Origin of the sequence: Tepidiforma flava (genome assembly GCF_027594505.1) — a bacterium.
Classification (GTDB): Bacteria; Chloroflexota; Dehalococcoidia; order Tepidiformales; family Tepidiformaceae; genus Tepidiforma; species Tepidiforma flava.
In genome coordinates, this window is the sequence record NZ_CP115149.1 from 2,271,635 (window position 1) to 2,297,578 (window position 25,944).

Annotated in this window: 24 protein-coding genes, 1 pseudogene and 1 riboswitch; of the genes and pseudogenes, 12 read left to right on the forward strand and 13 right to left on the reverse strand. The window is 71.1% G+C overall.

Annotated elements, in window-relative coordinates:
- Window positions 1-59: 59 nt before the first annotated feature.
- A complete protein-coding gene (locus O0235_RS12525; protein WP_270056114.1) occupies window positions 60-1,217 on the reverse strand; it encodes an acyl-CoA dehydrogenase family protein in 1,158 nt (385 codons plus the stop codon).
- Window positions 1,218-1,524: 307 nt separating this feature from the next.
- Between O0235_RS12525 and O0235_RS12530 the strand changes: the two genes are divergently transcribed.
- Both O0235_RS12530 and O0235_RS12535 read left to right on the forward strand, forming a co-directional pair.
- Complete coding sequence (locus tag O0235_RS12530) at window positions 1,525-2,295, forward strand: MBL fold metallo-hydrolase (protein ID WP_270056115.1); 771 nt, start codon at window positions 1,525-1,527, stop codon at window positions 2,293-2,295.
- Window positions 2,292-4,742, forward strand: a complete 2,451-nt coding sequence (locus tag O0235_RS12535; protein WP_270056116.1) for an AMP-binding protein — start codon at window positions 2,292-2,294, stop codon at window positions 4,740-4,742. Before O0235_RS12530 ends, O0235_RS12535 begins: the two co-directional genes overlap by 4 nt.
- Before the next feature lie 10 nt (window positions 4,743-4,752).
- Here O0235_RS12535 and O0235_RS12540 read toward each other — a convergent pair whose 3' ends face one another.
- From O0235_RS12540 to O0235_RS12565, 5 genes and pseudogenes are all read right to left on the reverse strand, one after another.
- Entirely contained in the window at window positions 4,753-5,031 is a 279-nt protein-coding gene (locus O0235_RS12540; RefSeq protein WP_270056117.1) for a ubiquitin-like small modifier protein 1, read from the reverse strand.
- Window positions 5,032-5,087: 56 nt separating this feature from the next.
- The gene (locus O0235_RS12545) at window positions 5,088-5,330 is read right to left on the reverse strand and encodes an NIL domain-containing protein (RefSeq protein ID WP_270056118.1); all 243 of its coding nucleotides are present in this window, start codon (window positions 5,328-5,330) and stop codon (window positions 5,088-5,090) included.
- Window positions 5,330-6,575 (reverse strand): annotated as a pseudogene (gene thrC, locus O0235_RS16135) (threonine synthase). Before thrC ends, O0235_RS12545 begins: the two are co-directional and overlap by 1 nt.
- A gap of 189 nt (window positions 6,576-6,764) precedes the next feature.
- Window positions 6,765-6,875: riboswitch (SAM riboswitch) on the reverse strand.
- 66 nt (window positions 6,876-6,941) lie between these two features.
- Window positions 6,942-8,306: a hypothetical protein gene (locus O0235_RS12560; RefSeq protein ID WP_270056121.1), complete on the reverse strand. Its 1,365-nt coding sequence runs from the start codon at window positions 8,304-8,306 to the stop codon at window positions 6,942-6,944.
- Window positions 8,307-8,309: 3 nt separating this feature from the next.
- Window positions 8,310-9,098: an enoyl-CoA hydratase/isomerase family protein gene (locus O0235_RS12565; protein WP_270056122.1), complete on the reverse strand. Its 789-nt coding sequence runs from the start codon at window positions 9,096-9,098 to the stop codon at window positions 8,310-8,312.
- Here O0235_RS12565 and O0235_RS12570 point away from each other — a divergent pair.
- From O0235_RS12570 to O0235_RS12595, 6 genes are all read left to right on the forward strand, one after another.
- Window positions 9,097-9,660: a ribonuclease FAU-1 family protein gene (locus O0235_RS12570; RefSeq protein WP_270056123.1), complete on the forward strand. Its 564-nt coding sequence runs from the start codon at window positions 9,097-9,099 to the stop codon at window positions 9,658-9,660. The two genes, O0235_RS12565 and O0235_RS12570, sit on opposite strands and share 2 nt — an antisense overlap.
- A 103-nt stretch (window positions 9,661-9,763) precedes the next feature.
- Window positions 9,764-10,384, forward strand: a complete 621-nt coding sequence (gene coaE, locus O0235_RS12575; RefSeq protein ID WP_270056124.1) for a dephospho-CoA kinase — start codon at window positions 9,764-9,766, stop codon at window positions 10,382-10,384.
- A 3-nt stretch (window positions 10,385-10,387) separates the two neighbouring features.
- Complete coding sequence (locus tag O0235_RS12580; RefSeq protein ID WP_270056125.1) at window positions 10,388-11,275, forward strand: CbbQ/NirQ/NorQ/GpvN family protein; 888 nt, start codon at window positions 10,388-10,390, stop codon at window positions 11,273-11,275.
- A 9-nt stretch (window positions 11,276-11,284) separates the two neighbouring features.
- A complete protein-coding gene (locus tag O0235_RS12585) occupies window positions 11,285-11,896 on the forward strand; it encodes a metallophosphoesterase family protein (RefSeq protein ID WP_270056126.1) in 612 nt (203 codons plus the stop codon).
- Window positions 11,897-11,972: 76 nt separating this feature from the next.
- On the forward strand, window positions 11,973-15,221 hold the full coding sequence (locus O0235_RS12590) for a nitric oxide reductase activation protein NorD (RefSeq protein ID WP_270056127.1): 3,249 nt from the start codon (window positions 11,973-11,975) through the stop codon (window positions 15,219-15,221).
- Window positions 15,222-15,223: 2 nt separating this feature from the next.
- Window positions 15,224-15,847, forward strand: a complete 624-nt coding sequence (locus tag O0235_RS12595) for a histidine phosphatase family protein (RefSeq protein ID WP_270056128.1) — start codon at window positions 15,224-15,226, stop codon at window positions 15,845-15,847.
- Window positions 15,848-15,863: 16 nt separating this feature from the next.
- Here O0235_RS12595 and O0235_RS12600 read toward each other — a convergent pair whose 3' ends face one another.
- Genes O0235_RS12600 through O0235_RS12615 form a run of 4 tightly spaced genes read right to left on the reverse strand, consistent with a single transcriptional unit; the run spans window position 15,864 to window position 20,932 of the window.
- Window positions 15,864-16,205, reverse strand: coding sequence for a hypothetical protein (locus tag O0235_RS12600; RefSeq protein ID WP_270056129.1), 342 nt, complete (start codon window positions 16,203-16,205; stop codon window positions 15,864-15,866).
- Window positions 16,189-17,592, reverse strand: coding sequence for a replication-associated recombination protein A (locus O0235_RS12605; RefSeq protein ID WP_270056130.1), 1,404 nt, complete (start codon window positions 17,590-17,592; stop codon window positions 16,189-16,191). The genes O0235_RS12600 and O0235_RS12605 overlap by 17 nt, the downstream gene beginning before the upstream one ends.
- A 5-nt stretch (window positions 17,593-17,597) precedes the next feature.
- Window positions 17,598-19,961 carry an endonuclease MutS2 gene (locus O0235_RS12610; RefSeq protein ID WP_270056131.1) on the reverse strand — a complete coding sequence of 788 codons (2,364 nt, stop codon included), beginning with the start codon at window positions 19,959-19,961 and terminating at the stop codon, window positions 17,598-17,600.
- A gap of 44 nt (window positions 19,962-20,005) precedes the next feature.
- On the reverse strand, window positions 20,006-20,932 hold the full coding sequence (locus O0235_RS12615) for a TIGR03564 family F420-dependent LLM class oxidoreductase (RefSeq protein WP_270056132.1): 927 nt from the start codon (window positions 20,930-20,932) through the stop codon (window positions 20,006-20,008).
- An 84-nt stretch (window positions 20,933-21,016) separates the two neighbouring features.
- Here O0235_RS12615 and O0235_RS12620 point away from each other — a divergent pair, with 84 nt between their 5' ends.
- From O0235_RS12620 to O0235_RS12630, 3 genes are read left to right on the forward strand one after another with little or no spacing between them, the layout of a single operon-like run.
- Window positions 21,017-21,793: an alpha/beta fold hydrolase gene (locus O0235_RS12620; protein WP_270056133.1), complete on the forward strand. Its 777-nt coding sequence runs from the start codon at window positions 21,017-21,019 to the stop codon at window positions 21,791-21,793.
- Window positions 21,794-21,852: 59 nt separating this feature from the next.
- On the forward strand, window positions 21,853-22,113 hold the full coding sequence (locus tag O0235_RS12625; protein WP_270056134.1) for a hypothetical protein: 261 nt from the start codon (window positions 21,853-21,855) through the stop codon (window positions 22,111-22,113).
- A gap of 29 nt (window positions 22,114-22,142) precedes the next feature.
- The gene (locus O0235_RS12630) at window positions 22,143-22,358 is read left to right on the forward strand and encodes an FmdB family zinc ribbon protein (protein ID WP_270056135.1); all 216 of its coding nucleotides are present in this window, start codon (window positions 22,143-22,145) and stop codon (window positions 22,356-22,358) included.
- Here the strand turns inward: O0235_RS12630 and O0235_RS12635 are convergent.
- The 3 genes from O0235_RS12635 to O0235_RS12645 all read right to left on the reverse strand — a co-directional run bounded on the left by O0235_RS12635 (window position 22,347) and on the right by O0235_RS12645 (window position 24,706).
- Window positions 22,347-23,069, reverse strand: a complete 723-nt coding sequence (locus O0235_RS12635; RefSeq protein WP_270056136.1) for a TIGR01906 family membrane protein — start codon at window positions 23,067-23,069, stop codon at window positions 22,347-22,349. The two genes, O0235_RS12630 and O0235_RS12635, sit on opposite strands and share 12 nt — an antisense overlap.
- A 55-nt stretch (window positions 23,070-23,124) precedes the next feature.
- Window positions 23,125-24,318: an LLM class flavin-dependent oxidoreductase gene (locus tag O0235_RS12640; protein WP_270056137.1), complete on the reverse strand. Its 1,194-nt coding sequence runs from the start codon at window positions 24,316-24,318 to the stop codon at window positions 23,125-23,127.
- An 82-nt stretch (window positions 24,319-24,400) separates the two neighbouring features.
- A complete protein-coding gene (locus O0235_RS12645) occupies window positions 24,401-24,706 on the reverse strand; it encodes a hypothetical protein (protein ID WP_270056138.1) in 306 nt (101 codons plus the stop codon).
- Window positions 24,707-24,922: 216 nt separating this feature from the next.
- On the opposite strand from O0235_RS12645, the gene O0235_RS12650 reads away from it, so the two are divergent.
- Window positions 24,923-25,933 (forward strand): murein hydrolase activator EnvC family protein, encoded by a 1,011-nt coding sequence (locus O0235_RS12650; protein WP_270056139.1) that lies wholly within the window; start codon window positions 24,923-24,925, stop codon window positions 25,931-25,933.
- Window positions 25,934-25,944: the final 11 nt, after the last annotated feature.

The following is a 25,944-nucleotide window of genomic DNA, read 5'->3' on the forward strand; positions in this document are numbered from 1 at the left end:
AAGACGGCGAGCCCCGGGCACTCGGCCCGGGGCCCGCGATGGCAGTCGAACGGTGCGCGTCAGCCGCGCGGCAGGCCGAGGCCGCGGGTGGCGATGATGTTCTTCTGCACCTCGGTGGTGCCGCCGGCGATGGTCGCGGAGACGGCCTGCATGTAGCCCATCGAGGCCCGGTTCCGGACGTTGCCGTACATGCCGTAGAGGTGCATCGAAAGGTTGGCGATGCGCTGGCTCAGCTCGCTCGTGAAGAGCTTGCACATGCTCGCCTCGTAGTTCGGGATCTTCCCCGCAGCCTGCATCGAGACCACGCGGTAGCTGAGCATCTTCGCGACCTCGGCCTCGATCCAGCGGTCGGCGAATTCGCGGCGGACGGTGTCGCTGCGGAACTTCGCCTCTTTGCCTTCCTTCGCCTGACGCATCAGCCCTTCGAGCTGCTTCCGGATGCCGACGGCCGAGCCGATGGAGGAGCGCTCGAAGTCGAGCGTCGTCGTGCCGACGTACCAGCCGCGGTTCTCCTCGCCGACGCGGTTCTTCACCGGCACGCGCACGTCCTCGAAGAAGACTTCGTTGAAGGTCTGCGTCCCGGCGAGCGTCGTGAGCGGCCGGACCGTGATGCCGGGCGACTTCATGTCGACGAGCAGGTAGGTGATGCCGCGGTGCTTGGGCGCGTCCGGGTCGGTGCGGACGAGCATGTACATCCAGTCCGCGAACTGGGCGCCGGTGGTCCAGATCTTCTGGCCGTTGATGACGTAGTCGTCGCCGTCGCGGACGGCGCGGGTTTGCAGGCTGGCAAGGTCGGAGCCGGCGCCCGGCTCGGAATAGCCCYGGCACCAGATGACTTCGCCGCGCAGGATTTTGCCGAGGTGCTCTTCCTTCTGCTCCTCGGTCCCGTGCTCGATGAGGGTGGGACCGATCATCATGACGCCGAAGCCGCCGACGTTGGCGGGCACGCCGGCCTCGGCGAACTCCTCGTTCATGATGAACTGCTCGACGACGGTCATGTCGGCGCCGCCGTACTTCTTCGGCCAGGCCGGCGCAATCCAGCCCTTGGCGGCGAGCTTGTCGCGCCACTCTTTGATGGCCCCCATGCGGGCGAAGAGGCTGCCTTCGCCGCCTTCGCCGCCGGCGCGGAGCGCGGCCGGGGCCTCCTTTTCGATGAATTCGCGCACTTCCTTGCGCCACGCTGCTTCGCGTTCGTTGTCGCCGAGATTGATGGCCATGCGGATTCCTTTTTCGTGCTGTCGGGTCGTTCGGCTGCTGCCGTGTGCACCGATTGTGGGGGACGGCTCCCCGGCCTGCAAGCGAATTCCGTTCGGATTTGGTGAGCGCGCGCTCAATCGCGGCCCGCGGAAACTTCGATGGCTGGCCGTCTTCCCGAGCGCGGTTCGCTCGTGATAGTCTTCACATTGTCCCACCCGGGTGCGGTGGCCGGCTTTCGGTTCTGTCCCTTCTCCTACTGCTCTGCTTCCATCTGCCCTCCGGCCGGCCACCGCACCGCCCCCCTTGCTGGTATCCTGTCCCCCGGCCATGAACCGACCGCCTGAGACGCGCCGCGCCGCATGGCACGAGCGGTGGCAGGAGCTCCGTCCCGAGCCGCTTCGCCCCTTCGTCGAAGTCGTCCCCGGCCTCTACCAGGTCCGGACGCGGGCATCCCGCGCCTACCTCGCCGTCGAAGACCGCATCACCGTCATCGATACCGGCGCCCCGGGCTCCGGCGAGCGCATCCTCGAGGCGATCCGCGAACTCGGCCGCTCGCCGGACGACGTGTCTGACATCATCATCACGCACGGCCATCTCGACCACGTGGGCGGCCTGCCGGAGCTCCAGCGGCGGATTCCGGCACGGGCCGGCATCCACCTCGCCGAGGCGCACCACATCGACAGCGACGACCCGCTGCCGAACCCCTTCACCCACCCGCTCCTCGCGCGGATCTGCGAACCCTACCTGCAGTGGGTCGACCCCGGCCGCGCGCGAATCGACGTCTACCTGCGCGACGGCGACGAATTCCCGGCGCTCGGCGGGATGCGCATCGTGCATGTGCCGGGGCACACGCCCGGCTCGATTGCGCTCCACTTCCCGCAGCGGGGGGTGCTCATCGTCGGCGATGCGATGCAGTACCGGTTCGGCCGGCTGATGCTGCCCCACCGTCTGTTCACGCAGGACATGGCGCAGGCCGCGGCCTCCATCCGCCGCCTCGCCGAGCTCGACTTCGACACCCTCTGCTTCAGCCACTTCCGCCCCATCGTCCGCGATGCCGACCTGCGCGTGCGCGAGTTTGCCCGCGCGTTGCCCGCATGAACACGCTCGTCGACCTGCTGGAACGGTCGGCGGAGCGCCACCCGGACCGCCTCGCGCTCACCATGCGGCTCGGCGTCCGGACGACGCGCTACACCTACGCCGAACTCGCCCGGCGCGCGCATGCGTGGGCGCGGCTCCTCGCGGCGCGGGGCATCGAAAAAGGCGACCGGGTCATCGCGTGGGCGCCGAACCAGCCGGAGTGGGTCGCCGCCATGTTCGGGACGTTCATCGCCGGCGGCGTCCTCGTCCCGCTCGATGTCCGCAGCTCAGCGGAGTTCGCCGCCCGGGTGGTCGAGCGCGTTCGGCCGAAGCTCGCGTTCGCCGGCCGCTCGCAGGCAGAGGCGCTGGCCGCGCTGGAGGTGCCGGTCATCGTGCTCGAGGAGGCCCGGCCGCCGCTCGACGGCCGCTTCGAAGGGCCGCAGCTTACCGGCGACGACCTCGCCGAGGTCATCTTCACGTCAGGGACGACGGGCGACCCGAAGGGCGTGATGCTGACCCACCGGAACATCGTGGCGAACGTCGAGGCGGGGCTCGCGGTCATCGATATCGGCCCCGGCACGCGGATGCTCTCGCTGCTGCCGCTCAGCCACATGTTCGAGCAGACTGCCGGCTGTTTCGCGCCGATCGCAGCCGGCGCCGCGGTCTGTTACCCCACGAGCCGGCAGCCTGCCTCGCTGAGCCGGACGATGCAGGAGTGGAAGCCGACGGTCATCATCGGCGTGCCGCAGGTGCTGAGCCTTTTCATGGCCGGCATCGAGCGGGAGGCGGCAGCCCGGCACCGGCTCGGCCTGCTCCGCTTCCTCCGGGCCGTCGGACAGCCGCTCCCCGCCCGCGCCCGGCGGCTGCTCTTCCGGCCGGTGCTCTCCCGGTTCGGCGGCGCGCTCGACTTCGTCGCCAGCGGCGGCGCGGCTATCGACCCGGAGGTGCAACTGAAGTGGGAGGCGATGGGCATCTCCGTGGTCGAGGGCTACGGCACCACCGAGTGCGCGCCCATCGTCACCATCAACCCCCGGGAGGACCGCCGCGTCGGCAGCGTCGGCCGGCCGCTCCCCGGCCAGCAGGTCCGCATCGCCGAGGACGGCGAAGTCCTCACCCGCGGCGAGAACGTCTTCGCCGGCTACTGGGAAGCGCCGGAGGCGACGGCCGCCTCGTTCGAGGACGGCTGGTATCGCACCGGCGACCTCGGCTACCTGCAGGACGGCTATCTCTACCTGAAGGGGCGGAAAAAAGACCTCATCGTCCTCGCCGACGGTCAGAACGTCTACCCGGAGGACCTCGAAGCGGTGCTGCGCCGCCAGCCCGGCGTGACCGACGCCGTCGTCCTCGGCCTGAAGCGGGAGGGGCAGGTCGTCCTCCACGCCGTCATCGCGGAGGCGGAGCCCGGGTCGGCCGCCGAGGCGGTCCGCCTCGCCAACCGGCAGCTCGATGCACGCCAGCAGATCCTCGCGTGGAGCACGTGGCCGCAGCCGGATTTCCCGCGGACGCACACGCTGAAGGTGCGCCGGCCCCTCGTCGAGGCGTGGCTCCGCGAGCAGCAGCCGGCCCCTGCGGCGCAGACCATCGAAACCGGCGACCCCCTGCTCCGCATCATCGCGGCCATCGCCCGGCCCGGCGCGCCGCTCACCGACGAGACGAACCTCGGCGCCGACCTCGGTCTCGATTCCCTCGCGCGGGTCGAACTGCTCTCGGCCATCGAAGATGATATCGGCGTCTACGTAGACGATGCCGACGTCGGTCCGCAGACTACCATCGGTGAGCTTCGGCGCATGGTAGCCAAAGGCGAACGGAAGGTGCGCATCCGCAAGTTCCCGACCTGGCCGCGCTGGCGCACGGTCCAGTGGCTGCGCCATGCGCTGCTCTCGTGGTTCGTTTTCCCGCTCCTGCGGGTCGGCTACAGCGTCGAAGTCCGGGGACGGGAGCGGTTCGCGACGGTGCAGCAGCCCTGCCTCATCATCTCGAACCACAACATGCACCTGGACCAGGCGATGCTGCTGCGGAGCATGCCGCCGGGCTTCCGCCGGCGCGTGGCGATCGCGGCGGCCGCGAGCGACATTTTCGGGAACCGGCTGCGGGGGTTCTTCGCCAGCCTGCTCGGGAACGCCTTCCCGTTCGCGAAGGAGGGCTCCGGCGTGCGCGAAAGCCTCGAGTACGTGGCGAAGATGCTCGGCGAGGGCTGGAACGTCCTCATCTTCCCCGAAGGCAAGCTGACCGTCATCGGCCCCATGCAGCCTTTCAAATCCGGCACCGGCCTGCTCGCCGTGGAGACCGGCGTGCCGGTGCTGCCGATGCGGATCGATGTCCTCCGGCCGGGCTTCTACGAAGGCAAGTGGCTGCCGCACCCGCGGGCGCGCGTCCGCGTCAGCATCGGCGAGCCGATCCGCTTCGAACCCGGCACGTCGTACCAGGACGCGACCGCCCGGCTCGAGGAGGCCGTGCGGAACGCCTGAGGGCCCGCGGCTACGCGCCGCCGGCCACCGCCGGCACGATGCTCACTTCATCGCCGTCCTTGAGCGCCGTCTGCATGCCGTCGAGGAAGCGGACGTCGTCTCCATTGACATAAATGTTGACGAACCGGCGAATCTGGCCGGCTTCGTCGACCATTCGCTCCTTGATGCCGGGGTAGGCCGATTCCAGGTTGGCGACGAGCGCTTCGAGCGTCGCGCCGTCGGCGGTCACCGTCGACTGGTTGCCTGTGAGCGGGCGGAGCGGCTGCGGGATGCGGACATTGACAGGCACGTGGGCAGTTCCTTCCTCTGCGAAGTTGGTGGTGGAGCGGTGCTGAAGGCGCAGGCTCAGCCTTCGACGATGTCGCCGGTGACGGGGTCGACGCGGACGCCGCGCTCCTGCGCCCAGGCGAGGCTCCGCTCGATCTCGTCCGGGTCGCCTTCCAGTTCGAGGACGACCCATCCGGTCTTCTCGTCGACATCGGCCATGCGGACGTTGGTGATGACCYGGAATTCGTGGCCGAGCCGGTAGATGATCGGCTCGCGGATCAGGTTCTCCGGAAACGTAAAGCGGACGCGTTTGACGGCCATCACGCGACTCCCTGCGCCACGCGGGCATTGTACGCCGCTTCGAAGCTCTCCATCGTGGCGTCGATTTCGAGCGGCGGGTTGAGCGCCTCGGCGACGGCTTCGACGGTCTTGAACCCGGCGCCCGTGATGAAGGCGACCGTCAGCTCATCCGGGTGAATCCGGCCCTGCGCGGCGAGCTGCTTGAGCGACGCGACGGTGACGCCGCCGGCGGTCTCGGCGAAGATGCCCTCCGTCTCGGCCAGCAGTTTCATCCCGGCGACGATCTCGTCGTCGGTGACGCTGCCGCAGGCGCCGCCGGTCTCCTGCAGCTGGACGAGGCTGTAGTAGCCGTCGGCCGGGTTGCCGATGGCGAGCGACTTGGCGATGGTGTTCGGCCGCTGGGGCCGGAAGTTCATCGAGCCTTCCTGCCAGGCCGTCGCCACGGGCGAGCAGCCGGCGGCCTGCGCACCGCTCATGCGGGTTTTCGGCTCATCGATGAGCCCCGTCTTCCACAGCTCCTGCAGCCCTTTCCGGATCTTCACGAAGAGCGAACCGGAGGCGATGGGCACCACGCAGTGGTCGGGCGCGCGCCAGCCGAGGCTGTTCGGCCACCTCGAAGCCGAGGGTCTTCGAGCCTTCGGAATAGTAGGGCCGCACGTTCACGTTCACGAACGCCCAGTTGTAGGCGCCGGCGAGCTCGGCGCAGAGCCGGTTCACGGCGTCGTAGTTGCCCCGCACCTTCACCAGCGTCGGGCCGTAGATGCTCGAGCCGAGCACCTTCCCGAGCTCGAGGTCGTGCGGGATGAAGACGACGGCTTCCATCCCGGCGGCGGCGGCGTGGGCGCTCACGCTGTTCGCGAGGTTCCCCGTGCTGGCGCAGGCGAGCTTGTCGTAGCCGAGCTCACGCGCGCGGCTGCTCGCCACCGCGACGACGCGGTCCTTGAACGACCAGGTGGGGTTCACGGTGTCGTTCTTGATGTAGAGGTTGTTCAGCCCCAGCGCCTTGCCGAGGTTCTTCGCCCGGATGAGCGGCGTGAAGCCGGCACCGATGTCGATGGCCGATTCGGCGTCGCAGGGCAGGTAGTCGCGGTAGCGCCAGAGCGACGCCGGCCCGCGCTCGATGCGCTCGCGGCTGACAGCCTTGCGGATGGCGTCGTAATCGTAGGTGACTTCGACGGGCCCGAAGCAGAAGTCGCACACGTGGCGCGCTTCGAGCGGGTATTCGCGATGACATTCGCGGCAGCGGAGATTCTTGGCAAAGCTCATGCTCTTCCTCCCTTCGGAGCGTGGGCCCGCGCAGGCGCAGGGCGCCGGGCAGCGCGCGGGCGGACAGGCGGCGAAGACGATGCGGGAGGCCCCTTCGGGTGAGGGGCTAGAGCATGACCATTCGGCCCAGGAACTCAACCATCTCGGCAACTCCTCGTTCCGCGTGGGCCGTGTTTCGGAGCGAAGTCGCTCTCATCTTTCCCCCGGGATGTTCCCGGGAGGCCGGATTTGGCACCTTACCCGCCGGGCAGGTTGCCGGGGTTTCACCGGGCCGGTCCCTCAACCCCATCTCGATACGAGCGGCCACGTTCGCGGGATTTCCTCACATGCTAGCACGCGCTGCGGCTAACGCGGCAAGATCGCCCGTCAATCAGCCGGCACGAGCCCGAAGGCCCGGATGACGGCGACGAGGCTCGCGCCGTCCAGCGCCTGCGCCAGCAGCCCGTCGAGATAGCGCAGGTCGAACGGGTCCCCGGCGGGGGCGCCCGTCTCCGCCGCCAGCGCCGCCATGTAGGCCGCGGCCAGCGGCTCGGTCGGCGACTGGAGCGCCGTGACCGACGGGTACGCGGCTGCCACCAGCTCGGCGAAGGAGCGGTAGGGCGCATTCGTCCCCGGGAGGGCCGCCTCCAACCCGGGCGACCGCAGCACGCCGACCGACTCCGGCAGCACCGCGCCGCTGTTGACCATCGCGAGGGCGTCGATGCGCAGCTCCCGGGCCACGCGCGTCCGCTCTTCGGCGAGCGTCGGGTCTGCGGCGACGAGCCGGAGGAAGAGGAGCGTGTCGAACGCGGTGGCGGCCACCTCTTCGACCCGGCTGTCGGCCTGGTCGCAGTGCACCGCTTCGTGGGCGAGGAGCGGGATCAGCAGCTCGAACCGCTCGTCCCGCAGCGACGGGTGGATGGAGACCACCCGCGCGCCCGTGCCCGTGTAGGTCACCCGCGCGAGCAGGCGCTCCATCCCCGGCGGCTCGCGGAAATCGATGCTCGCTGCCGGCAGGCYGGTGCAGTTCGCCGCCGTGAGCAGGTCGGCCAGCGCGGGCTCGGCGAACGTCCCCGTCAGCGCCGCCAGCGCCGCGCGGATCTTCGGCGAAGGGACGACTGCCGCCGGGATGGCGTCGAAGACGGCGAGAGCGTCGGCGCTCGTCGCGGCATCCGACCCCCGCACCGCGAGGTGCCGGCGGAGCGCGTCCCGCATCGCTGCCGGGTCATCGGCCGCCGGGTCCGGCTCGCGCGCCTCCGGCGGGTCGAAAAAGGCCGGGTCTGCCGGCGTCAGCGCGCTCGAGGCGAGGAGCGCGGCGAGAGGGCTGAGGTCCGCCGCGACCGGCACGTCGAAGCTGCCGCTCGCCCGCGGGTCGAACGCCCGGCGCGAGATGACCAGCACGCTCCCCTCGGTCACGAGGGCATCGACCGTGAGCACCACCTCCCGCCGGTTCGCGGTGCTCCGCTCGGCGGCGGCGACGAGCTGGCGGCGGCTGCCGCCTTCGGCGAGGGCGATGCGAAGCTCGAAGTGCGAAGCGAGCGGAATGCGGGACTCGGCGAATTCGACAGGGCGGTCGAACGTCACCGTGACGCGGCTCCGGAGGGTGGCGAGGCCGTTCTCCCGGATGCGCTCGGCGCGGGCCTCTGCGGCAGCGGGGGCGGACGGCGGCCGGGGCTCGCCGGAGCAGGCCGGCAGCAGGACGAGCAGGAGCCAGCCGCCCAGCACCGCCGCGAGCCGGCCGGCCGGCCTCATCTGCTACCTCCCTGTGTAGTTCGGTTTCCGCTTTTCGGCGAAGGCGCGCGGGCCTTCCTTCGCGTCCTCGGTGGCGAACAGCCGGCCGAGCAGCAGGTCTTCGAACGCGAGCCCGTGCTCCAGCGGCATATCGAGGCCGCGCCGGATCGCTTCCTTCGCCGCGCGGACGGCGAGCGGGCCGCGCTCACAGATGACGCCGGCGATCTGCAGCGCGCGGTCCATCAGCTCTTCGCGGGGCACGATGTGCGAGACGAGCCCGATGCGCAGCGCCGTCTCGGCGTCGATCTGCTCGCCGGTGAGAATCATGTAGTTCGCCCACGCCTGCGGGATGGCGCGGGGGAGCCGCTGCGTGCCGCCGGCGCCCGGCATGATCGCCCAGCGCACTTCGGGCAGGCCGAACCGCGCCTCCGGCGTGCAAATGCGGATGTCGCAGGCGAGGGCGAGCTCCAGCCCGCCGGCGAGGCAGTAGCCGTTGATGGCGGCGATGATCGGCTTGTCGATCGTCATCCGCTTGGTGAAGCCGCCGAACGGCACCGGCTTGCCGCCTTCGAACTGGTTCTCGCCGCGCGCCGTGGCGACGAGGTCCATCCCGGTCGAAAACGCCTTCTCGCCGACGCCGGTCAGGATGGCGACCCGCAGCGCATCATCGTCGCGGAAGTCGCACCACGCGCGGTACAGCTCGCTGGAAGTCTTCGCATCGATGGCGTTGAGCGCCTGCTCGCGGTCGATGGTGATGACGGCGATGGCATCGCGCTTCTCATAGCGGATGTTCGTGTAGCCGGGTTCACTCATGGGCTCGGGCTCCAACGGGATTTCGGCGGCAGAATACCGCGCGGGGCCAGCCGCTGCGATGGACGTCTACCTCGAACAGAAAGTGAAACCGGACGGGACGGTCCGGGAGTACCCGACGGAGCTGCTCCACCTCGGCCGGGGGTTCGCGCTCGTCCGATTCCGCATGCTGCGGGGCGGCGGCCCGCCCGATATCCCCATCGCGGTGCCGCCCGGCTCCGTTTCGCTGGGCTACTTTTGGGAGAGCCGGCCGTACAACCTCTACCGCTGGCGCGGGCCGGACGGCGCCCTCCTCGCTCACCGCTTCGATGCCGTTGCCGACGTCGTCATCGGCCCGGAGCGTGTGAACTACCGCGACCTCGCGCTCGACTGGTGGGTGCTGCCCGGCGACGTCCTCCTCGAGGAGGACCGGGAGGAGTTCGAGGCGCTTGCGGCGGCCGGGGCGCTGTCGCCGCGCGACCGCGCCGCAGCGCTCGCCGCCGACCGGGAGGTGCACGCCCGCTACCGGCACATCCTCGATGAAGCCGGCCGGCTCGAGGCCCGCTACGCGCCCCGGCGTTCCTGACGGCAGCCCGGCCCGGTTCCCTCCGCCTTGCGCGGGCCCGGTTTGTGACCCTTCCCTGCCGGGCGTACACTGTAAGTTCAGACCACCACAGCCGGAGTCCTTCGTGCACGTAATCGGGCTGACGGGCGGCATCGCCAGCGGCAAGTCGACCGTGACCACGTTCTTCCGCGACCGCGGCATCCCCGTCATCGACGCCGACGTGCTCGGCCACCGCACCTACGACCCCGGCACCGAAACCTACCGCAAGGTCGTCGAGACGTTCGGGCAGGAGGTCGTCGCGCCCGACGGGACGATCGACCGGAAAGTGCTCGGCGGCAAAGTCTTCGGCAAGCCCGAGGAGCTCAAGAAGCTGACGGATATCGTCTGGCCCGGCATCCGCCGGCTCGCCAGCGAGCAGCTCGCCGGGTTCGAGGCGGCCGGCAACGAGCTCGTCGTGCTCGAAGCGGCGGTCCTGTTCGAAGCCGGCTGGGAAGACCTCGTAGATGAAATCTGGGTCGTCGTCGTCGACCCGGAGGTCGCCGTCCAGCGGCTGGCGGCGCGGAACGGGCTCGACCCGGAGGCGGCGCGCGCCCGCATCGCCTCGCAGCTCTCCAACGAGGAGCGCATCCGGCGCGGGCACGTCATCATCGAGAACAACGGCACGCTGGAGGAGCTGCACGCGCGCATCCAGCAGGCCTGGGAAGCACTTCAAGAGCGGCTGCAGGCCGCAGCCGGGAGGAACTAGCCAGTGGCCGAGAACGGGTCCGTCCAGGGCGCAACCATCTACGCCGTCGAGGAATACAGCGTCCACGAAGAGCCCTACTACCTCCCCATTGGGGACGAGGTCCAGCTCTTCGAAACCGCGTACCGCCAGCGCATCCCGGTCCTGCTCAAGGGCCCGACCGGCGCCGGCAAGACGCGCTTCGTCGAGTACATGGCCTACCGCCTCGGCCGCCCGATGCTGAAGGTCTCGTCCCGCACGGGCGAGGAAGTCGAGCATCGGATGCCGCTCATCACCGTCGCCTGCCACGAAGACCTGACCGCCAGCGACCTCGTCGGCCGCTACCTGCTCGATACCGACGGCACCCGCTGGGTCGACGGCCCGCTCACCCGCGCCGTCAAGGTCGGCGCCATCTGCTACCTCGACGAAGTGGTCGAAGCCCGGAAGGATACGACCGTCCTCATCCACCCGCTGACTGACTACCGCCGCCTGCTGCCGATCGAGAAGCTTGGCCAGGTCATCGAAGCGGCGGACGGCTTCCTGCTCGTCATCAGCTACAACCCGGGCTACCAGAGCGCGCTCAAGGACCTGAAGCACTCGACCCGGCAGCGGTTCATCGCCATCGAATTCAACTACCCGCCGCGCGATGCGGAGGCGCAGATCATCGCCCACGAATCCGGCTGCGATGACCGCACCGCGATGGACCTCGCCCGCCTCGGCGAGAAGGTGCGGAACCTGAAGGAGCACGGCCTCGGCGAGGGCGTGAGCACCCGCCTGCTCGTCTACGCCGGCCGCCTCATCGCGCAGGGCATCCCGGCCCGCCGCGCCTGCCAGGTCGCCATCACCTGGGCCCTCACCGACGACTCCGAAGTGCAGCGCTCCATCGAAGAGGTGGTGACGAGCATCTTCGAATAGGGAGCGCGGGTGCGCCTCGGCATCGTCTCCGATATCCACTGCAACATCCAGGGCCTCGAACGGGCGCTCGACCTCATGGCGCCGTTCGACCAGCTCTGGTGCGCCGGCGACAGCGTCTTCCAGTTTCGCTGGTCCAACGACGTCGTCCGCCGGCTGCGGGAGCTGGATGCCGTCGTCGTCCTCGGCAATCACGAAGAGACGATCCTCGGCCCGGACGGCCAGCGCGCGCTCTCGAACCCGAAGGTGGACCAGGAGCTGGTCGCCTGGCTCCGCCAGCAGCCGTACCGGGTGGAGCGGGTCGTCGATGGGAAGAAGGTGGTGATGACGCACGGCTCGCCGTGGGAGCCCTGGAAGGACTACCACTACCCTCACGAGCCGATCTGGAGCCGCGCGGCCGAGCTCGACTGCGACGCGCTCATCGTCGGCCACACGCACTACAAGATGGCGCTCCGCGTCGGCCGCGTGCTCGTCATCAACCCCGGGTCGGCCGGCGACCCGCGCGACCACCGGAACGATTTCCAGCTCTCCTGCGCGACCTGGGACACGACAACCGGGGAAGTGGTCTTCTACGATTATCCCGACCCGACCCGTCACTTCGTCCGACATTCGGGGGAGCAGTGAGCCGGGCCCCGCATCCGCCGACCGCCATCCGCGCCCTTGCGGCGCCACGCCACGGCAAGGAGGTCGCCGCCGCGCCATGCCTGTGTCCATCGTGACCGAACTCCTCGCGCGCCACCAGGAGCGCCTCTCCGGCTTCCCCGCGCCGCTCGGCCAGCAGTTCGAAGCCGGGCTCCGCGCCCTCGCGAACCGGCTCACGCCCTCCCAGCTGCAGGCGTGGGCCGAGACGGGCGCCGAGCTGACCGCGCTCAGCCTCCGCTCGTGGGAGGCCGCTGTCGAATACTTCCGCGCGGGGGCGAACTACCCGCCGCAGGCGACCTGGGACGCCATCGAGACGATCGGCCGCGATGCCCTCCAGATGGCGGCCGAATCCGCGCCGCTCGCCGTCTCGTTCCTCCGCGCCGCGCCGGGCGCGATGGAGGCGATCGGCCCGGCCAACATCCACGCCTGGGCGGAACTCGGCCGCCGGCTCTACAAGGGCAACTGGAAGAGCTCCTCGCTCGCGGCCCAGTTCTACGAGGTCGCCCCCGAGCTGTTCCGCGTGCTCCGCATCGGCCAGGCGTCGCGGCTGGTCATCTTCATCGATGAACTCGCCAGGCACAGCTACGAACTCGCGAGCGCCTGCCTCGCCTCGGCGCCGTCCGTCCTCGCCCGCCTCGAAGAGGAGGACCGGCTGCCGTTCATCACGTTCGCGACCGAGCTCGCGCAGACCTCCTGGGCCGATTCGCGGCTCTACTTCGACCGCGGCGTGCCGCTCATCGAAAAAGTGCACTCGTCGCTTCGCGAGCGGTTCCTCCTCCTCGCCGCGCAGGCCGCCCGCGGCCACCACCAGCGCTCCGCCTACCAGTACTTCGAAGACGCCGCCAATGCGCTCGGCGAGGTCGACCCGGACGACCACCAGCAGGTCATCATGCTCGCCGAGCAGCTGGCGCCGTACTCGCCGTTCGCAGCGATGGACTTCCTCACGGCGATGCCGACGGTGCTCCAGCGCATCCGCATCGACGAGCTGGAGTCGTGGCAGCAGGCCGGCCTCCGCATCCTGCAGACCTCGGCTGAGGGCGGCGAGGCCTACTTCCGCCTCCAGTCCACCCGCGCCGAGGACATCCTCGAGAACCTCTCCTCCCGGGTCGAACTTTCCCGCGTCGGCGAAGTCCTCCGCCTCTACTGCAAAGCGCTCACGGGGCGCAACGTCAGCATCCAGACCGCCGAATCGCTCGCCGAGAAGGGCATCGGCTGGGTCGACGAGCACCGCGCCAGCACGGACGGGACCACAATCTTCCTCCCGGAACTGATGGAGCGCTTCCCGAACAAGGACGACAACTTCGCGGCGATGAAGGTGTTCGCCACCCACCAGGCGGCCCACATCGAATTTGGCAGCTTCCAGTTCGCATTCGACCGGCCCGGCGCCGTCTTCCCGACCCGGCGGCACGCGTTCGCCCGCGACCGCGAACGCCCCGCCACGACGGACATGGAGGCGTTCTTCGACCTCTTCCCCGACCGTCAGCTCGCCAGCGACCTCTTCACCATCGCCGAAGACGCGCGCATCGACGCCCGCGTGAAGGACGAATACGGCGGCATCCGCCGCCACCTCGTGCGGATGCAGGCGGAGGAGCTGGAGCGCAGGCCGCCCGTCGAGATGATGCCGCTGCGCAACGCGTTCGTCGAAAACCTCGTGCGTGCGAGTCTCGACGGGCTCCACCTCGTCCGCTGGCCGCGGGACCGCGCCGAGGCGATGAGCCGCGCGCTCGGCATCCTCTCGGCGGTGCAGACTCCTGGGGCGACCGTCGAAGACGCGGCCGAGGCCGCCCTCGCCCTCTACGAAATCGCCGTCTCCATCCCCAACATCCGCGACGACGTGGACCCCGGCTCGTGGGACGCCGTGGAGCCGATGGAAGCAGGCCAGGCGATGCCGATGGAGGCGGCCGGCGAAGGCGGCGCGCAGGGCTCGCAGGCCCAGCTCGGCGGCGCCGGCGAAGGCGACGAGGAGTACGAAAGCCCCCAGGAGATCGACTTCCGCGGCGATTTCAAGCCGGAACTCGTCGACCTCCTCATGAAGCTGCGCGAGAACGCGCAGGGCGGCCAGGCCGGCCAGCAGCAGACGATGCCGCTCACCCCCGAGCAGCTCGCCGAGCTCCTCGCCAAGAGCGTCGAAATCGATCTCGACGCGATGGACGAGGGCGACCTCGACGCTTCGACGGGCATGTTCCTCTCGAATCTCATGAAGGAGGCCGGCACCCCCGCTTCCGAGAAGGGCGACCAGGGCGGCCAGCCGACCAGCGACAACTCGACCGGCGAAGGCGAGGGCGAGGAGCCGCTCAAGCCCGTCGTCACCGTCTACTACTACGACGAGTGGGACTTCCGCGCGCAGGATTACAAGCCCCGCTGGTGCGCCGTCAAAGAGGCGAAGCTCGAAGAGGGCGATGAGGGCTTCTACGAGAAGGCGCTCAAGGAGCACGCCGGCCTCGTCGCCCAGACCCGCAAGCAGTTCGAGCTGATGAAGCCGGAGATGTTCCGGAAGATCAAACGGCTGCCCGACGGCGAAGACTTCGACCTCGACTCGGCCATCGAATGGATGGTCGAAAAGCGCGCCGGGGCCAACCCGACTGAAAAAATCTACTGGCGCCGGAATAAGATCGAGCGCGACGTCGCCGTCGCCTTCCTCATCGACATGTCGGCGAGCACCGACGAGGAGATCAACAAGCGGGACAAGAAGTACGACGACGACGATTACGACGACGACCCGCGGAAGTACCTCAGCTGGTGGGTTTCGAAGCGCCGGCAGGAGCTCACCTCGCCGCCGAAGCGCATCATCGACCTCGAGAAAGAGTCCACGGTCCTCCTCATGACCGCGCTCGAGACCATCGGCGACCAGTACGGCATCTACGGCTTCTCCGGCTACGGCCGCGACAACGTCGAGTTCTTCGTCATCAAGGACTTCGACGAGACGCTCGACCAGAAGATCAAGAACCGGCTCGACAAGATCACGCCGATCCGGTCGACGCGCATGGGCCCGGCCATCCGCCACGCGACCTTCAAGCTCATGCAGACCGACGCGAAGGTGAAAATCCTCTTCCTCCTCAGCGACGGCCGGCCGCAGGACCACGGGTACGGCCGCGACCGCACCGAGAAGGAGTACGCCATCCACGACACCAAGCAGGCGCTCAACGAAGCGAAGCGCGAGGGCATCACGCCCTTCGCCCTGACGGTCGACCGCGCCGGGCACGACTACCTGAAGACGATGTGCGAAGACATGGGCTACGAGGTCGTCGCCGACATCGAATCGCTGCCGAGCCGCCTGCCGACGCTCTACCGGCGGCTCACGGAGTAGCGGTGCGGCTCATCCTCATCCGCCACGGCGAATCCGAAGGGAACGCCGCCGGCGTCTTCCAGGGACGCATCGAGTACGGGCTCACCGCGCGCGGCCGGCTCCAGGCAGAAGCTGCGGCCGCCCGTCTCGCAGCGATGGGCATCGACCGGCTGGTCTCGAGCCCGCAAAGGCGCGCCCTCGAGACGGCCGGGATCGTCTCCGCGCTGGCCGGCCCCGCGCCCGGGGTGCTGCCGGAACTCGCCGAGTACGACATCGGCGCGCCGAGCGGGCTGACCCCGGCCGAGATCCGCGCCCGCTTCCCGGGCGTTCTGGAGGCGCAGCGCCGCGGGGAGCCCGTCCGCTTCCCCGGCGAAGAAGGCCGGGAGGCCTTCGCTGCCCGCGTGCGCTCCGCGCTCGAACGGCTGACGCGGCTCGAGGGCACGACCGTCGCCGTCACCCACGGCGGCGTCGTCGCTGCGGTCTGCCACCTCGTGCTCGGCGCCGACCTGCACCGGCGTGGCACGTTCCGCGTCGGCAACTGCTCCTTCACCGAGGTGGTGCGCGACGGGCGCGGGCGGCTCGTCATCGCGCGCCACAACGACACCTGCCACCTGGACGGCCTCGCCACCTTCGCGGACCGCGGCTGAGCGCCCTCGCAGGGCCTCAGCCCTGCCTCGCCGCCTCCCGCGCCTGCTGCTCGAGGATGGCGTTGGCGATGAGCCGCGCGTGGGGGTACGGCTTCCAGCCCTGCGGCGTGTTGTAGTAGCGCGTCCCGCTCTGGTACTCGTCCGGCTCGCGCTCGCCGTATTCGACGTCGACGCCGTTCACGCGGATCGACGGGGAGCCGAGGAACCGCTTTTCGCGCGCCTCCTCCATCCCGTCGATTTCGATGTAGACGACCGGGATTGCGGGGTCGGTCGCTTCGAGCGCGAGCCGCAGCGCCTCCTCGGCCTCCGGGCTCCTGCCGGTCGCCTTCGAATACAGGAATTCAATCGTCACGGCCATCGCTGCCGTCCTCCTCTCGATCGGATGCCGGGCTGCCGGCGGCGGCCTTCGCGGCTGCCACCGCCGCCCTCCAGCGGGCCGCGAGCGCTGCCTCTGCGCCGAGCGCCCCTGCCCGGTAATACTCCCGGTCTCCCAGCGCTTCGGGCAAATACGCCTGCCCGGCGGCGATGTGGCCCGGCTCCTCGTGTGCGTACCGGTAGCCCTGGCCGTAGCCGAAGGCGGCCATCAGCCCCGTCGGGGCGTTGCGCAGGTGGAGCGGGACGGGTTCGCCGGCGGTCGCGCGGGCGTCTTCGAGCGCGCGCCCGAGCGCGGCGTACGCGCTGTTGCTCTTCGGCGCGAGGGCGAGGTAGACGGCGCACTCCGCCATCGGGATTGCGCCTTCGGGCATGCCGATGAGATGCACCGCCTGCTGGCAGGCCGTCGCGAGGACCAGCGCCTGCGGGTCGGCCAGCCCGATGTCTTCCGCTGCGAGGATGACCATCCGCCGGGCGATGAAGAGCGGGTCTTCACCGGCCTCCACCATCCGCGCGAGCCAGTAGAGCGCGGCGTCGGGGTCGCTGCCCCGCACCGATTTGATGAACGCCGAGATGGTGTCGTAGTGCGCGTCGCCGGCGCGGTCGTAGTACGGCCGCCGGTCCTGGAGGGCGGCTGCGATATCGCCCGCTTCGATGCGTGCGCTGCCGCGGGCGGCGGTGAGGTCGGCGGCGATTTCGAGCGCGGTGAGCGCCGCCCGGGCGTCGCCGTGGACGCTCCGCGCGAGCAGGCTGGCCGCTTCGCGCTCGAGGCTGAGCCCGAGGCGGCCGAGCCCCCGTTCGGCGTCGGCGAGCGCCCGCTCGGCGAGCCTCTGGATGGCCGCCTCGTCCAGCGGCTGGAGCCGCACGACGCGGACGCGGCTGAGGAGCGGCGCCACGACTTCGAACGACGGGTTCTCCGTCGTCGCGCCGATGAGCGTGATCGTTCCCTCCTCCACGTGGGGCAAAACGACGTCCTGCTGGGCGCGGTTGAACCGGTGAATCTCGTCGATGAACACCACGGTCCGCCGGCCGGCCCGGCGCGCCCGCTCCGCTTCGCCGATGACGCGGCGGAGGTCGGCGACGCCCGAGGTGACCGCCGAGAGCTGAACGAAGGCCGCGCCGGCGGCTGCGGCGAGGAGCCGCGCGATGGTCGTCTTGCCGCAGCCCGGCGGGCCCCAGAGGATGACCGACGGCAGCCGGCCGCGCCGCGCCAGTTCGCCGAGCATCGACCCCGGTCCGACGGCGGCGTCCTGCCCGATGACCTCGTCGAGCGACCGCGGCCGCATGCGGGCGGCGAGCGGCGCATCGGGCGGGGGCGGAGCTGCCGGCGGCTCGCCGAAATCGAACCCGGCCTGGAGGGCGTCGTCCGCCATCGCCGTCAGCCCGCCAGCAGCGCGATGGTGACGCCGTCGCCGCCCTCCGCCGCCGGCGCCGATTCGTAGCCGCGGACGAGCGGGTGCCGGGCGAGCGCTTCCCGGATCGCCGCGCGGAGCGCGCCCGTTCCCTTCCCGTGGATGATGCGGACGTACGGCAGCCCGGCCCGGAAGGCAGCGTCGAGGTAGCTCTCGAACCGCTCCAGCGCGGCCTCGGCGCGCTGGCCCCGGAGGTCGATTTCGTGGCTGACGGGCGGGCCGGCGGGCACGACGACGGTTGCGCCCCCGCCGCCGGCCTTCCGCTTCTCGATGCGGTCGACCCGGTCGATGCTGACTTTCATCCGGATGCTCCCGAACTGCACCTCCAGCCGGCCGTCTTCGCCGGGGGCCGTGAGGGCTTCGCCGAGCTGCGGGATATCGCGGACGTGGACGAAGTCGCCGGGCTCGACCTCGCGGGTGATGACGGGTGCTGCGGCCGCGGCCCGGCGCGGGACGGCGGCCCGGGCGAGCCGCTCCCGCTCCCGTTCGGCCTGCCGGAGGGCTTCCTGCGCCGCCTGCGGGTCGAACTGGCGCTCCGCGCTCCGCCGCCGGAGCTGCTCGATCTCCCGGCGCATGCGCGCGAGCGTGTCTTCGGCCTCGCGCTTCGCCTCGGCGAGCACGGCCGCCCGCTCGTCTTCGATGCGCTCCCGTTCGATCGCGAGTTCCCGCCGGGTGCGCTCGGCCTCCGCCCGCGCGGCTTCGGCGGCAGCCCGGGCGGCCTCGGCCTCCCGCCGCTGCGCCCGGATCTCCTCGAGCAGCGATTCGAGTTCGAAGTGGCCGGGCGCCAGCTGCTCCGCTGCCCGCGCGACGACGCGCTCATCGAGGCCCAGCCGCCGCGCGATGGCGAGCGCGTTCGATTGCCCCGGCAGCCCGACGACGAGGTGGTAGGTCGGGCTCAGCGTTTCGAGGTCGAATTCGACGGAGGCGTTGGCCAGCCGGGAGTCGCCGTGCGCGAACACCTTCAGCTCGCCGTGGTGGGTCGTCGCGACGAGCGTCGTGCCCCGGTCGAGCAGCTCTTCGATGACGGCGCGGGCGATGGCGGCCCCTTCCGCAGGGTCGGTCCCCGCTCCGAGCTCATCCAGCAGGACCAGCGTCGAACGGTCGGCTTCGCGGAGGATGCTGATGATGTTGCGGAGGTGCGAGGAGAAGGTGGAGAGGCTCTGTTCGATCGACTGCTCGTCGCCGATGTCGGCGTAGACCTTCGGGTAGAAGCGGATGCGGCTGCCCTCGTCGCAGGGGACGCCCAGCCCGGCCTGCGCCATCAGCGTGAGCAGGCCGACGGTCTTGAGGGCCACGGTCTTGCCGCCGGTGTTCGGACCGGTGATGAGGATGCCCTGCGGCGATTCGCCGACCTCGATGTCGATGGGCACGACCTCGCCGCGGAGCAGGGGGTGGCGGGCGCGCACCAGCCGCGTCGGCCCCTGCTGGCCGAGCCAGCTCTCGGCGTCGCCGGCCGGCGGGAGGGCAGCCCGCATCTTGCGCGCGAGCCGCGCGCGGGCGCTGATGAGGTCGAGCTCGGCCAGCGCGTCGAGCGAGCGGAGCGCCTCGTCGGCCCGGCTGCCGAGCTGGTCCGTGAGCCGCTGGAGCACGCGGCGGACCTCCCGCTCCTCTGCGAGCCGCAGCTCGCGGACGGCGTTGCCGGCTTCCACGACGGCGAACGGCTCGATGAAGAGCGTGGCGCCGCTCGATGAGACGTCGTGGACGATGCCGGGCACGAGCGACCGGCTGTCGGAACGGACCGGGATGACTTTGCGGCCGTTCCGCTCGGTCAGCAGCCCTTCCTGCGCGGCCCCGCGGCGGAGCGCCTCCGCGAGCGCGGCCTGCGCCCGCTGCTCGAGCCGCGCTTCAGCAGCGCGCAGTTCGCGGCGCACGAGCGCGAGCTGCTCGCTGGCGCTGTCCAGCACCTCGCCGCGCGGCGAGATCGCCTGCTCGACGTCGCCGGCGAACGCGCGGAAGTCGCCGATGCGGTCGCCGATGGCAGCGAGGACGGGCACCCGGTCGCGCACTTTTTCGAGCACCAGCCGGGCGCGCCGCGCCGTGGTCAGCACCTGCGCGCATTCGAGCAGCGCCCCGGGTTCCAGCAGCTGGCCGATGGCTGCAGCGCGGAGGTGTGCCCGGATGTCGCGCGCCCCCGAAAACGGGATATCGATGCCGAGCTGGTCGAGCAGGCGCATCTCCGCCGTTTCGGCGGCGAGCTGCTTCGCCGCGCCGAAGTCAGCCGCAGGCCGCAGGGCGCGCGCCTTTTCCGCGCCGAGGCTGAAGGCCGCCTCCGCTGCCAAAAGCTCGAGCACCCGGTCGAATTCGAGAACCCGCAGCGTGTGGTCGTTCATTCGATTCCAGCGTATCGGACGCCGCCGCGGCGGGCGAACCCCCGTCAGGCCCCCGCGGCGCGGCGGAACCCGGCGAGGAACTCGATGGTCCGGCCGACGGCGGCCGGGTCGCCCTCCACCGGGAAGGGCGAGGCGTTGAAGTCGGTCACCCCCGCGGCGGCGAGGGCCCGCAGCTGTTCGGCGACGTCGTTCTCTGACCCGACGATGGCGACGTCGGCCGGGCCGGCCGCGCCTTCCACGTCGAGCACTGCCCGGTAGGAGGGCAGCGTGCCGTAGACGGCGAAGACCTTCGCGGCCGAGGCCCGGGCTGCGGCAGCGTCGGCGGTGACAGCCACCGGAAAACCGGAGACGATGCGCGGCGCCGGCCGGCCGGCCTCGGCGGCTGCGGCCCGGATGGCGGGGATGGCCGTCTCCCGCAGGTAGGCCGGGCCGCCCATCCACGTGGCCGTGCCGTCGGCCAGCCGGCCGGCGACCTTCAGCATCTGCGGTCCGAGCGCGGCGACGATGACGGGCACCCTGCCGGCGCCGGGCACCGTCAGCTGGCCCTGCACCCGGTACTCCTCGCCGCGGAACTGGACGGGCTTCCCTTCGAGCAGCGGCACGAGGACCGAGAGGTACTCCCGCATGTGCCGCACCGGCTTCGAATAGTCGAGCCCGAACATCCCCTCGATGACGACCCGGTGGCTCAGGCCGATGCCGAGCGTGAACCGGCCGCCCGCGGCCGCCGCGGCCGTCAGCGCCTGCTGCGCGAGCGCCATCGGGTGGCGCGGGTAGGTCGGGACGACGAACGTCCCCAGCTCGATGCGGGACGTTTCGCGCCCGGCGAGCGCCAGCGTCGTCACGGCGTCGAGCCCGAAGATGTTCGGCAGCCACGCGGCGTCGAACCCGCTCTCCTCCGCTCGCTGGATTTGCCGGATGACCTCCGGGAGCCCTTCGCTGCCGGTGATGCCGATACCGATGCCGATCTTCATGCCGTTCGACCTCCTCTCCCGGCAGGTCAGCCTACGCATTCGGGGCGCTCCGGTGAAGCGCGGCCGCGCGGTAGACTTCGGCCCATGCCCTACGCCGCCGTCAACGGCGCCCGCCTCTACTACCGGCAGCATGGCGCCGGCCCGGACCTCGTCTTCATCCACGGCGCAGGCGGCAACCATCTCGCCTGGTGGCAGCAGACGGCGCACTTCGCCCGGGACTACCGGGTGACGGTCTACGACGCGCGCGGCTGGGGCCTCTCCCGCGGCGAGATGGCGGTCGGCCGGACGACCCTCGGCACGGACCTGCTCGGGCTGCTCGACCACCTCGGCATCGGCAGGGCCCACATCGCCGCGCAATCGATGGGCGGCCGGGCCGTGGCCGGGCTCGCGCGGCTGGCCCCCGGCCGCATCGCCTCGCTCGTCCTCAGCGGGACGACCGCCGGGGCGACGAACGACCGCATCCGGGAGATGCAGGCCGCGCTGCGGGCCGAGCGGGGCGACGCGAGCCTCCGCGAACAGGCGCTTGCGCCGGGCTTCGAAGCCGAGGAGCCGGCGCTCGCGCTGCTCTACCGCCAGATCAACGCCCTCAATCCGCCCCGGCCGCGCGGGCTGCTCGGGCCGCCGCCGCCCACCTACCGGGGCTCGATGCACGAGCTGCTCTCCGGGCTCGGGGTCCCCATCCTCTACATCGTCGGCGAACACGATGCCATCACCCCGCCGGCGATGATCCGCGAGGCGGCGGCGCTCGTCCGCGGCGCGCGCGTGCACATCATCCCCGGGGCCGGCCACTCTTGCTACTTCGAACGCGCGGCCGAGTGGAACGCCGCCGTCGGGGAGTTCCTCGCCTCCGCCTCCGGGTAAACTGCTGAGGAGATGAGCCGTTGCCATTAGGTGAACGGCCCGGTTATGGTCTAGCTCCCATGGCCTGGCTCATTCGGCTCTTCCGGTCGCTCATCGACGCCCTCCTCCGGCGTTCGCACGAGGACGCCTGGGTGGAGCCGTCGAATGCGATCACCCGCGCGGTGCTGACGGCGCCTGCGTCGATCACCCTGCCGCCGATCGAGCCGCCGGTCCGGCGGCAGCGCCGCACAGCGAGCATCATCGCGCTCAATGCGCGCCAGCAGCCGGTCACCCGCACGGCCCAGCGGGTCCGCCGCCGCCGCGCCAGCCGGGCGGCCTGAGCCGACGGCCTCCGCCGTATACTTCCGGTATGGCGATCTACGAGTTCTACTGTCCGACCTGCCGCGAGAAGTTCGAACAGCGCCGCCCGATGTCGAGCGCCGGCGAACCGGCGACGTGCGCCCGGGGCCACCGCGCCGAGCGCGTTCTCTCCATGTTCGCGGTGCCGAAAGGCGCAGCCGTGGCCGAAGCGCCGGCCGGCGGCTGCTGCGGCGGTGGCGGCTGCGCCTGCGCCTCAGCGAACTGACGCCGATTCGCTGCCCGTTCGCCGCGAGCGGTAGAGATAGAGCCCGGCCGCCGCAGCGATGACGGCCGCCTGCGCGCCGATGAGCGCGCCGGCCAGGTAGGTCGTCTCCTGCCAGAACGGCTCGGGGAACATCTGGATGAGCCGGTCGGTCGCGGGGTCGAGCCGCCAGAGGTCGTTCCTGAAGGCGATCTCGTGGAACGTCGTCCAGGCGCGGTCGAAACCCGCGACGGCGAACACGGCGATGATGCCGACGGCCGCCGCGCCGGCGGCGAGCCCGGCCAGCGCCAGCTTCGCCAGCCCGCGGACGGACCGCTCCCCCGACCAGAGGACCGCGAGGGAGACATAACCGAGAACGACGACGAGCGCGGCTTCGTTGACGCGGAAGAGCGCCCGCATCAGCGTCTTCACGTCGCGCATGTGCGCCACTTCGCGCTCGCCGAAGAGCGGCTCTTCCGCGCCGTTGTTGGTCACGACGATGCGGAGGGTGTCGGCGTCGTTTTCGAAGTAGTCGATGATCTCCTGCCCGGCGCGGTCGAGCTCGGCAAGCGGCAGCCCGGTCCGGCCGGCGGCGTCGAAGGCGCGGAAGCCGTGCCGGTAGTAGGCGATATCGCCGGCGAGCCACCGCACCGTGCCGGTCACGATGAGCAGTGGGAGGGCCGCCGCGAAGGCAGCTGCAGCCAGGCCCCGGACGATGGACGGGAGACGGGCCATCACACCCGGCATCTTGGCGGGGGCGGTGCGGCRGGGCAAGCCGGCCGCCGCCGGGTCAGACGTTCCCCCGCTGCATGCGGTTGATCATCTCGGCCGGCAGCTGCACGCCGGCGTCGATGAACGCCTTGCCGATGGCCGCCGCGTTCGGGCCGAAGATCGTCGTGCGGTTGTCCGAGACGAACTTCTGGCTGGCGGCGATGCGCTCGTACTGGCCCTGGAACCGCGGGGCGACGTACCGCGCCCACAGCTCGTAGCTGTGGATGGTCTTCTCCCAGGTCGTCCATTCGTGGGCGAGGCCGAGCAGGCAGCCGAAGCCGCCGGAGAGCTCGAGCAGCCGTTCGATCGCCTCGATGGCGTCGTCCGGTGTCCCGATGATGGCGCCCCCGCGCGCGACCGTCGATTCGACGTCGCCCGGGTTCGAAGGGTCGGCCGGGCGCCCGAGCGTCTCCTCGAAGTACTCCTTGTTCCAGCGGAGCATCCCCTCGGCGACATCTGCGAAGGCCTGTTCGCGGGTCTCTGCCAGGTGGATCGGCATGACGAGCCGCCAGTCGTCGCGGCTGATCGTCTTCCCGGCCTTCGCCGCCGCCTCTTCAGCCATCTCCCACGTCTTCGCGAGCGAGATGAGCCCGCCCGGCTGCGAAACGGCGACGCTCAGGATGCCCACGCCGTGCTTGCCGGCAGTCACCGGGCCCGCAGGCGAGAACGTGCTCGCGACGGCGACCGGCATGTGGGGATGCGTGTACGGCGCAAGCTGGAGGCGCGCTTCCCGCATGGTGAACCACTCGGTCTCCATCGTGACCGTTTCGCCGCGGAAGAGGCGCAGGATGACGCCGAGCGCCTCGTCCATCCGCGCCCGCTGCGTGAGCGCGTCGATGCCGAGCATGTAGGCGTCCGAGGTGAGCGCCCCGGGGCCGACGCCGAACATCGCGCGGCCGCGGGTCATGTGGTCGAGCTGGACCATCCGGTCGGCGAGCATGAACGGGTGGTGGTAGGGGAGCGAGCTCACGCCGGTGCCGAGCTTGATGTGCTTCGTCCGCTGGGCCGAAGCAGCGATCATCAGCTCCGGCGAGGCGATGAGCTCCCAGCCGGCGCTGTGGTGCTCGCCGAACCACGCCTCGTCGTAGTCGAGCCGGTCGAGGTGGTCCACCAGCTCGAGGTCGCGCTGGAGTGCCACCGTCGGGTTTTCACCGAGGCGGTGGAACGGGGCGAGGAAGATGCCGAAGCGCATGCGCGCGGGGCGGTACGTCATGGTGCTGTCCCTCTGCTGCGCCGCCCTGCGGGGCGGTCCTTAGCGTCGGCCGAAATAGTAGCGGAAACGGCCCGTGTATGCGCTATTGCCGGCTCACCGGCCGCTTCAGGAACATCCGCCGGCCTTCGACGGCGACCAGCTCCCAGCCGGCGGCGCCCAGCAGGCCGAGCAGCGCGACGAGCGGCATGCCCCGCACCCGGCGGCGGCTGAAGCCGCGGACCGGGTCGCCGGTGGCGAGCTCGACGACGACCCGCTTCCGCTTGCGAACGATGGCGGCGTATTCCCACGCGGGGCCGGCAGCGGCGGCCGGCATAGGGGATGGGCCCGGACGGGCGGGGGCGACGAGGGCTGCGAGGCCCTGGCCCAGGCCGGGGCGCTGCCGGGGCATGGTCCCTCCGATAGGTGCGCGTTCGAGGCCGAACTATCCCGGCCTGCGCCGCTCCGCGCAATCTGCCCGCCTCGCGGTCTTGCCCCGGCGTTGCCGCCGGGCTTTACCGGGGGCCCGGCCCCTGTCCGCGGCCGCCCGCCCGGCCGATTCTCCTTGCAGGAGACGCCGCGGGCGGCGGGACGCGCCCTGCCTGCAGCGGTTCGACGAGGAGGACACATGCCGCCCGGCCGCGGGTTCTACGGAAAGGAGTTCCGCTCCCGGCGCAACGAGCGCCGGATGGCGCCGTTCTACCTGCTCGCCGCCGTCCCCGTGCTGGCCGTGTTCGCGGCCGTGGGGATGCTGCTGGCCGGCGGCGGCGACCCGGCGCCGCCCGCCGACCCCGGCGCATCGCCGGCCGGCCCGGATCGGAAGCCGGAATCGGCGCCCACGAACACCCCGGCGCCGACCCGCCACCCGTCGTCGCGGGCGGGCGGTATGGAGGAGGGCACCTACCGGCCCGCGGCGAACCCGCCGAAGCCCGACATCCGCGAATACCTCATCGCTGGCGGCAAGCGGTTCGCCCTGCCCCTCACCGCCCACGCCGGCGTCGAAGACTACTTCGGAACCGACCGCGGCAACGGCCTCCGCCACGCCGGCGTCGATTTCTCGCTCGTCGGCCTCAAGAACATCCCCGTGCAGTCGGCCTGCGACGGTGAGGTGACCGCGACGGGCAGCGACGAGCGGTACGGCACGCACGTCGTCATCGACTGCGGCGGCGGGTTCGAGACCGTCTACGGCTGGCTCCRGGGCCTGCGCGTCGCGAAGGGCAACCTCGTGAGCAAGTCCACCGTCATCGGCGCCGGCGAGCCGGGCGGGTTCCTGCACTTCGAAATCCGCTACCTCGGCGTCCCGGTCGACCCGGCCGATTTCGTCCAGGTGCCGGGCCGCGAAGTCATCCCGTGGACGCCGACGCCGACGCCCACGCCGAAACCCGACGACACGCCGACGCCCGAACCGACGCCGACGAACACGCCGCGGCCCGGCGGCAGCGCACCCCGCAGCGACGGCGGCGGCAGCCCGGCGCCGGAGCCGAACACGCCCGACCCCGGCCCGCCGACGGCGACGCCCACCCCCGAGCCGCCGACGCCGACGCCGACCATCACGCCGACGCCGACGCGGACCCCGACGCCGACCCGCACGCCCATCCCGCCCAAGGCAACGCCCACGCCGCTGCCGCGCGCCTACTGACGGCTTGCGGC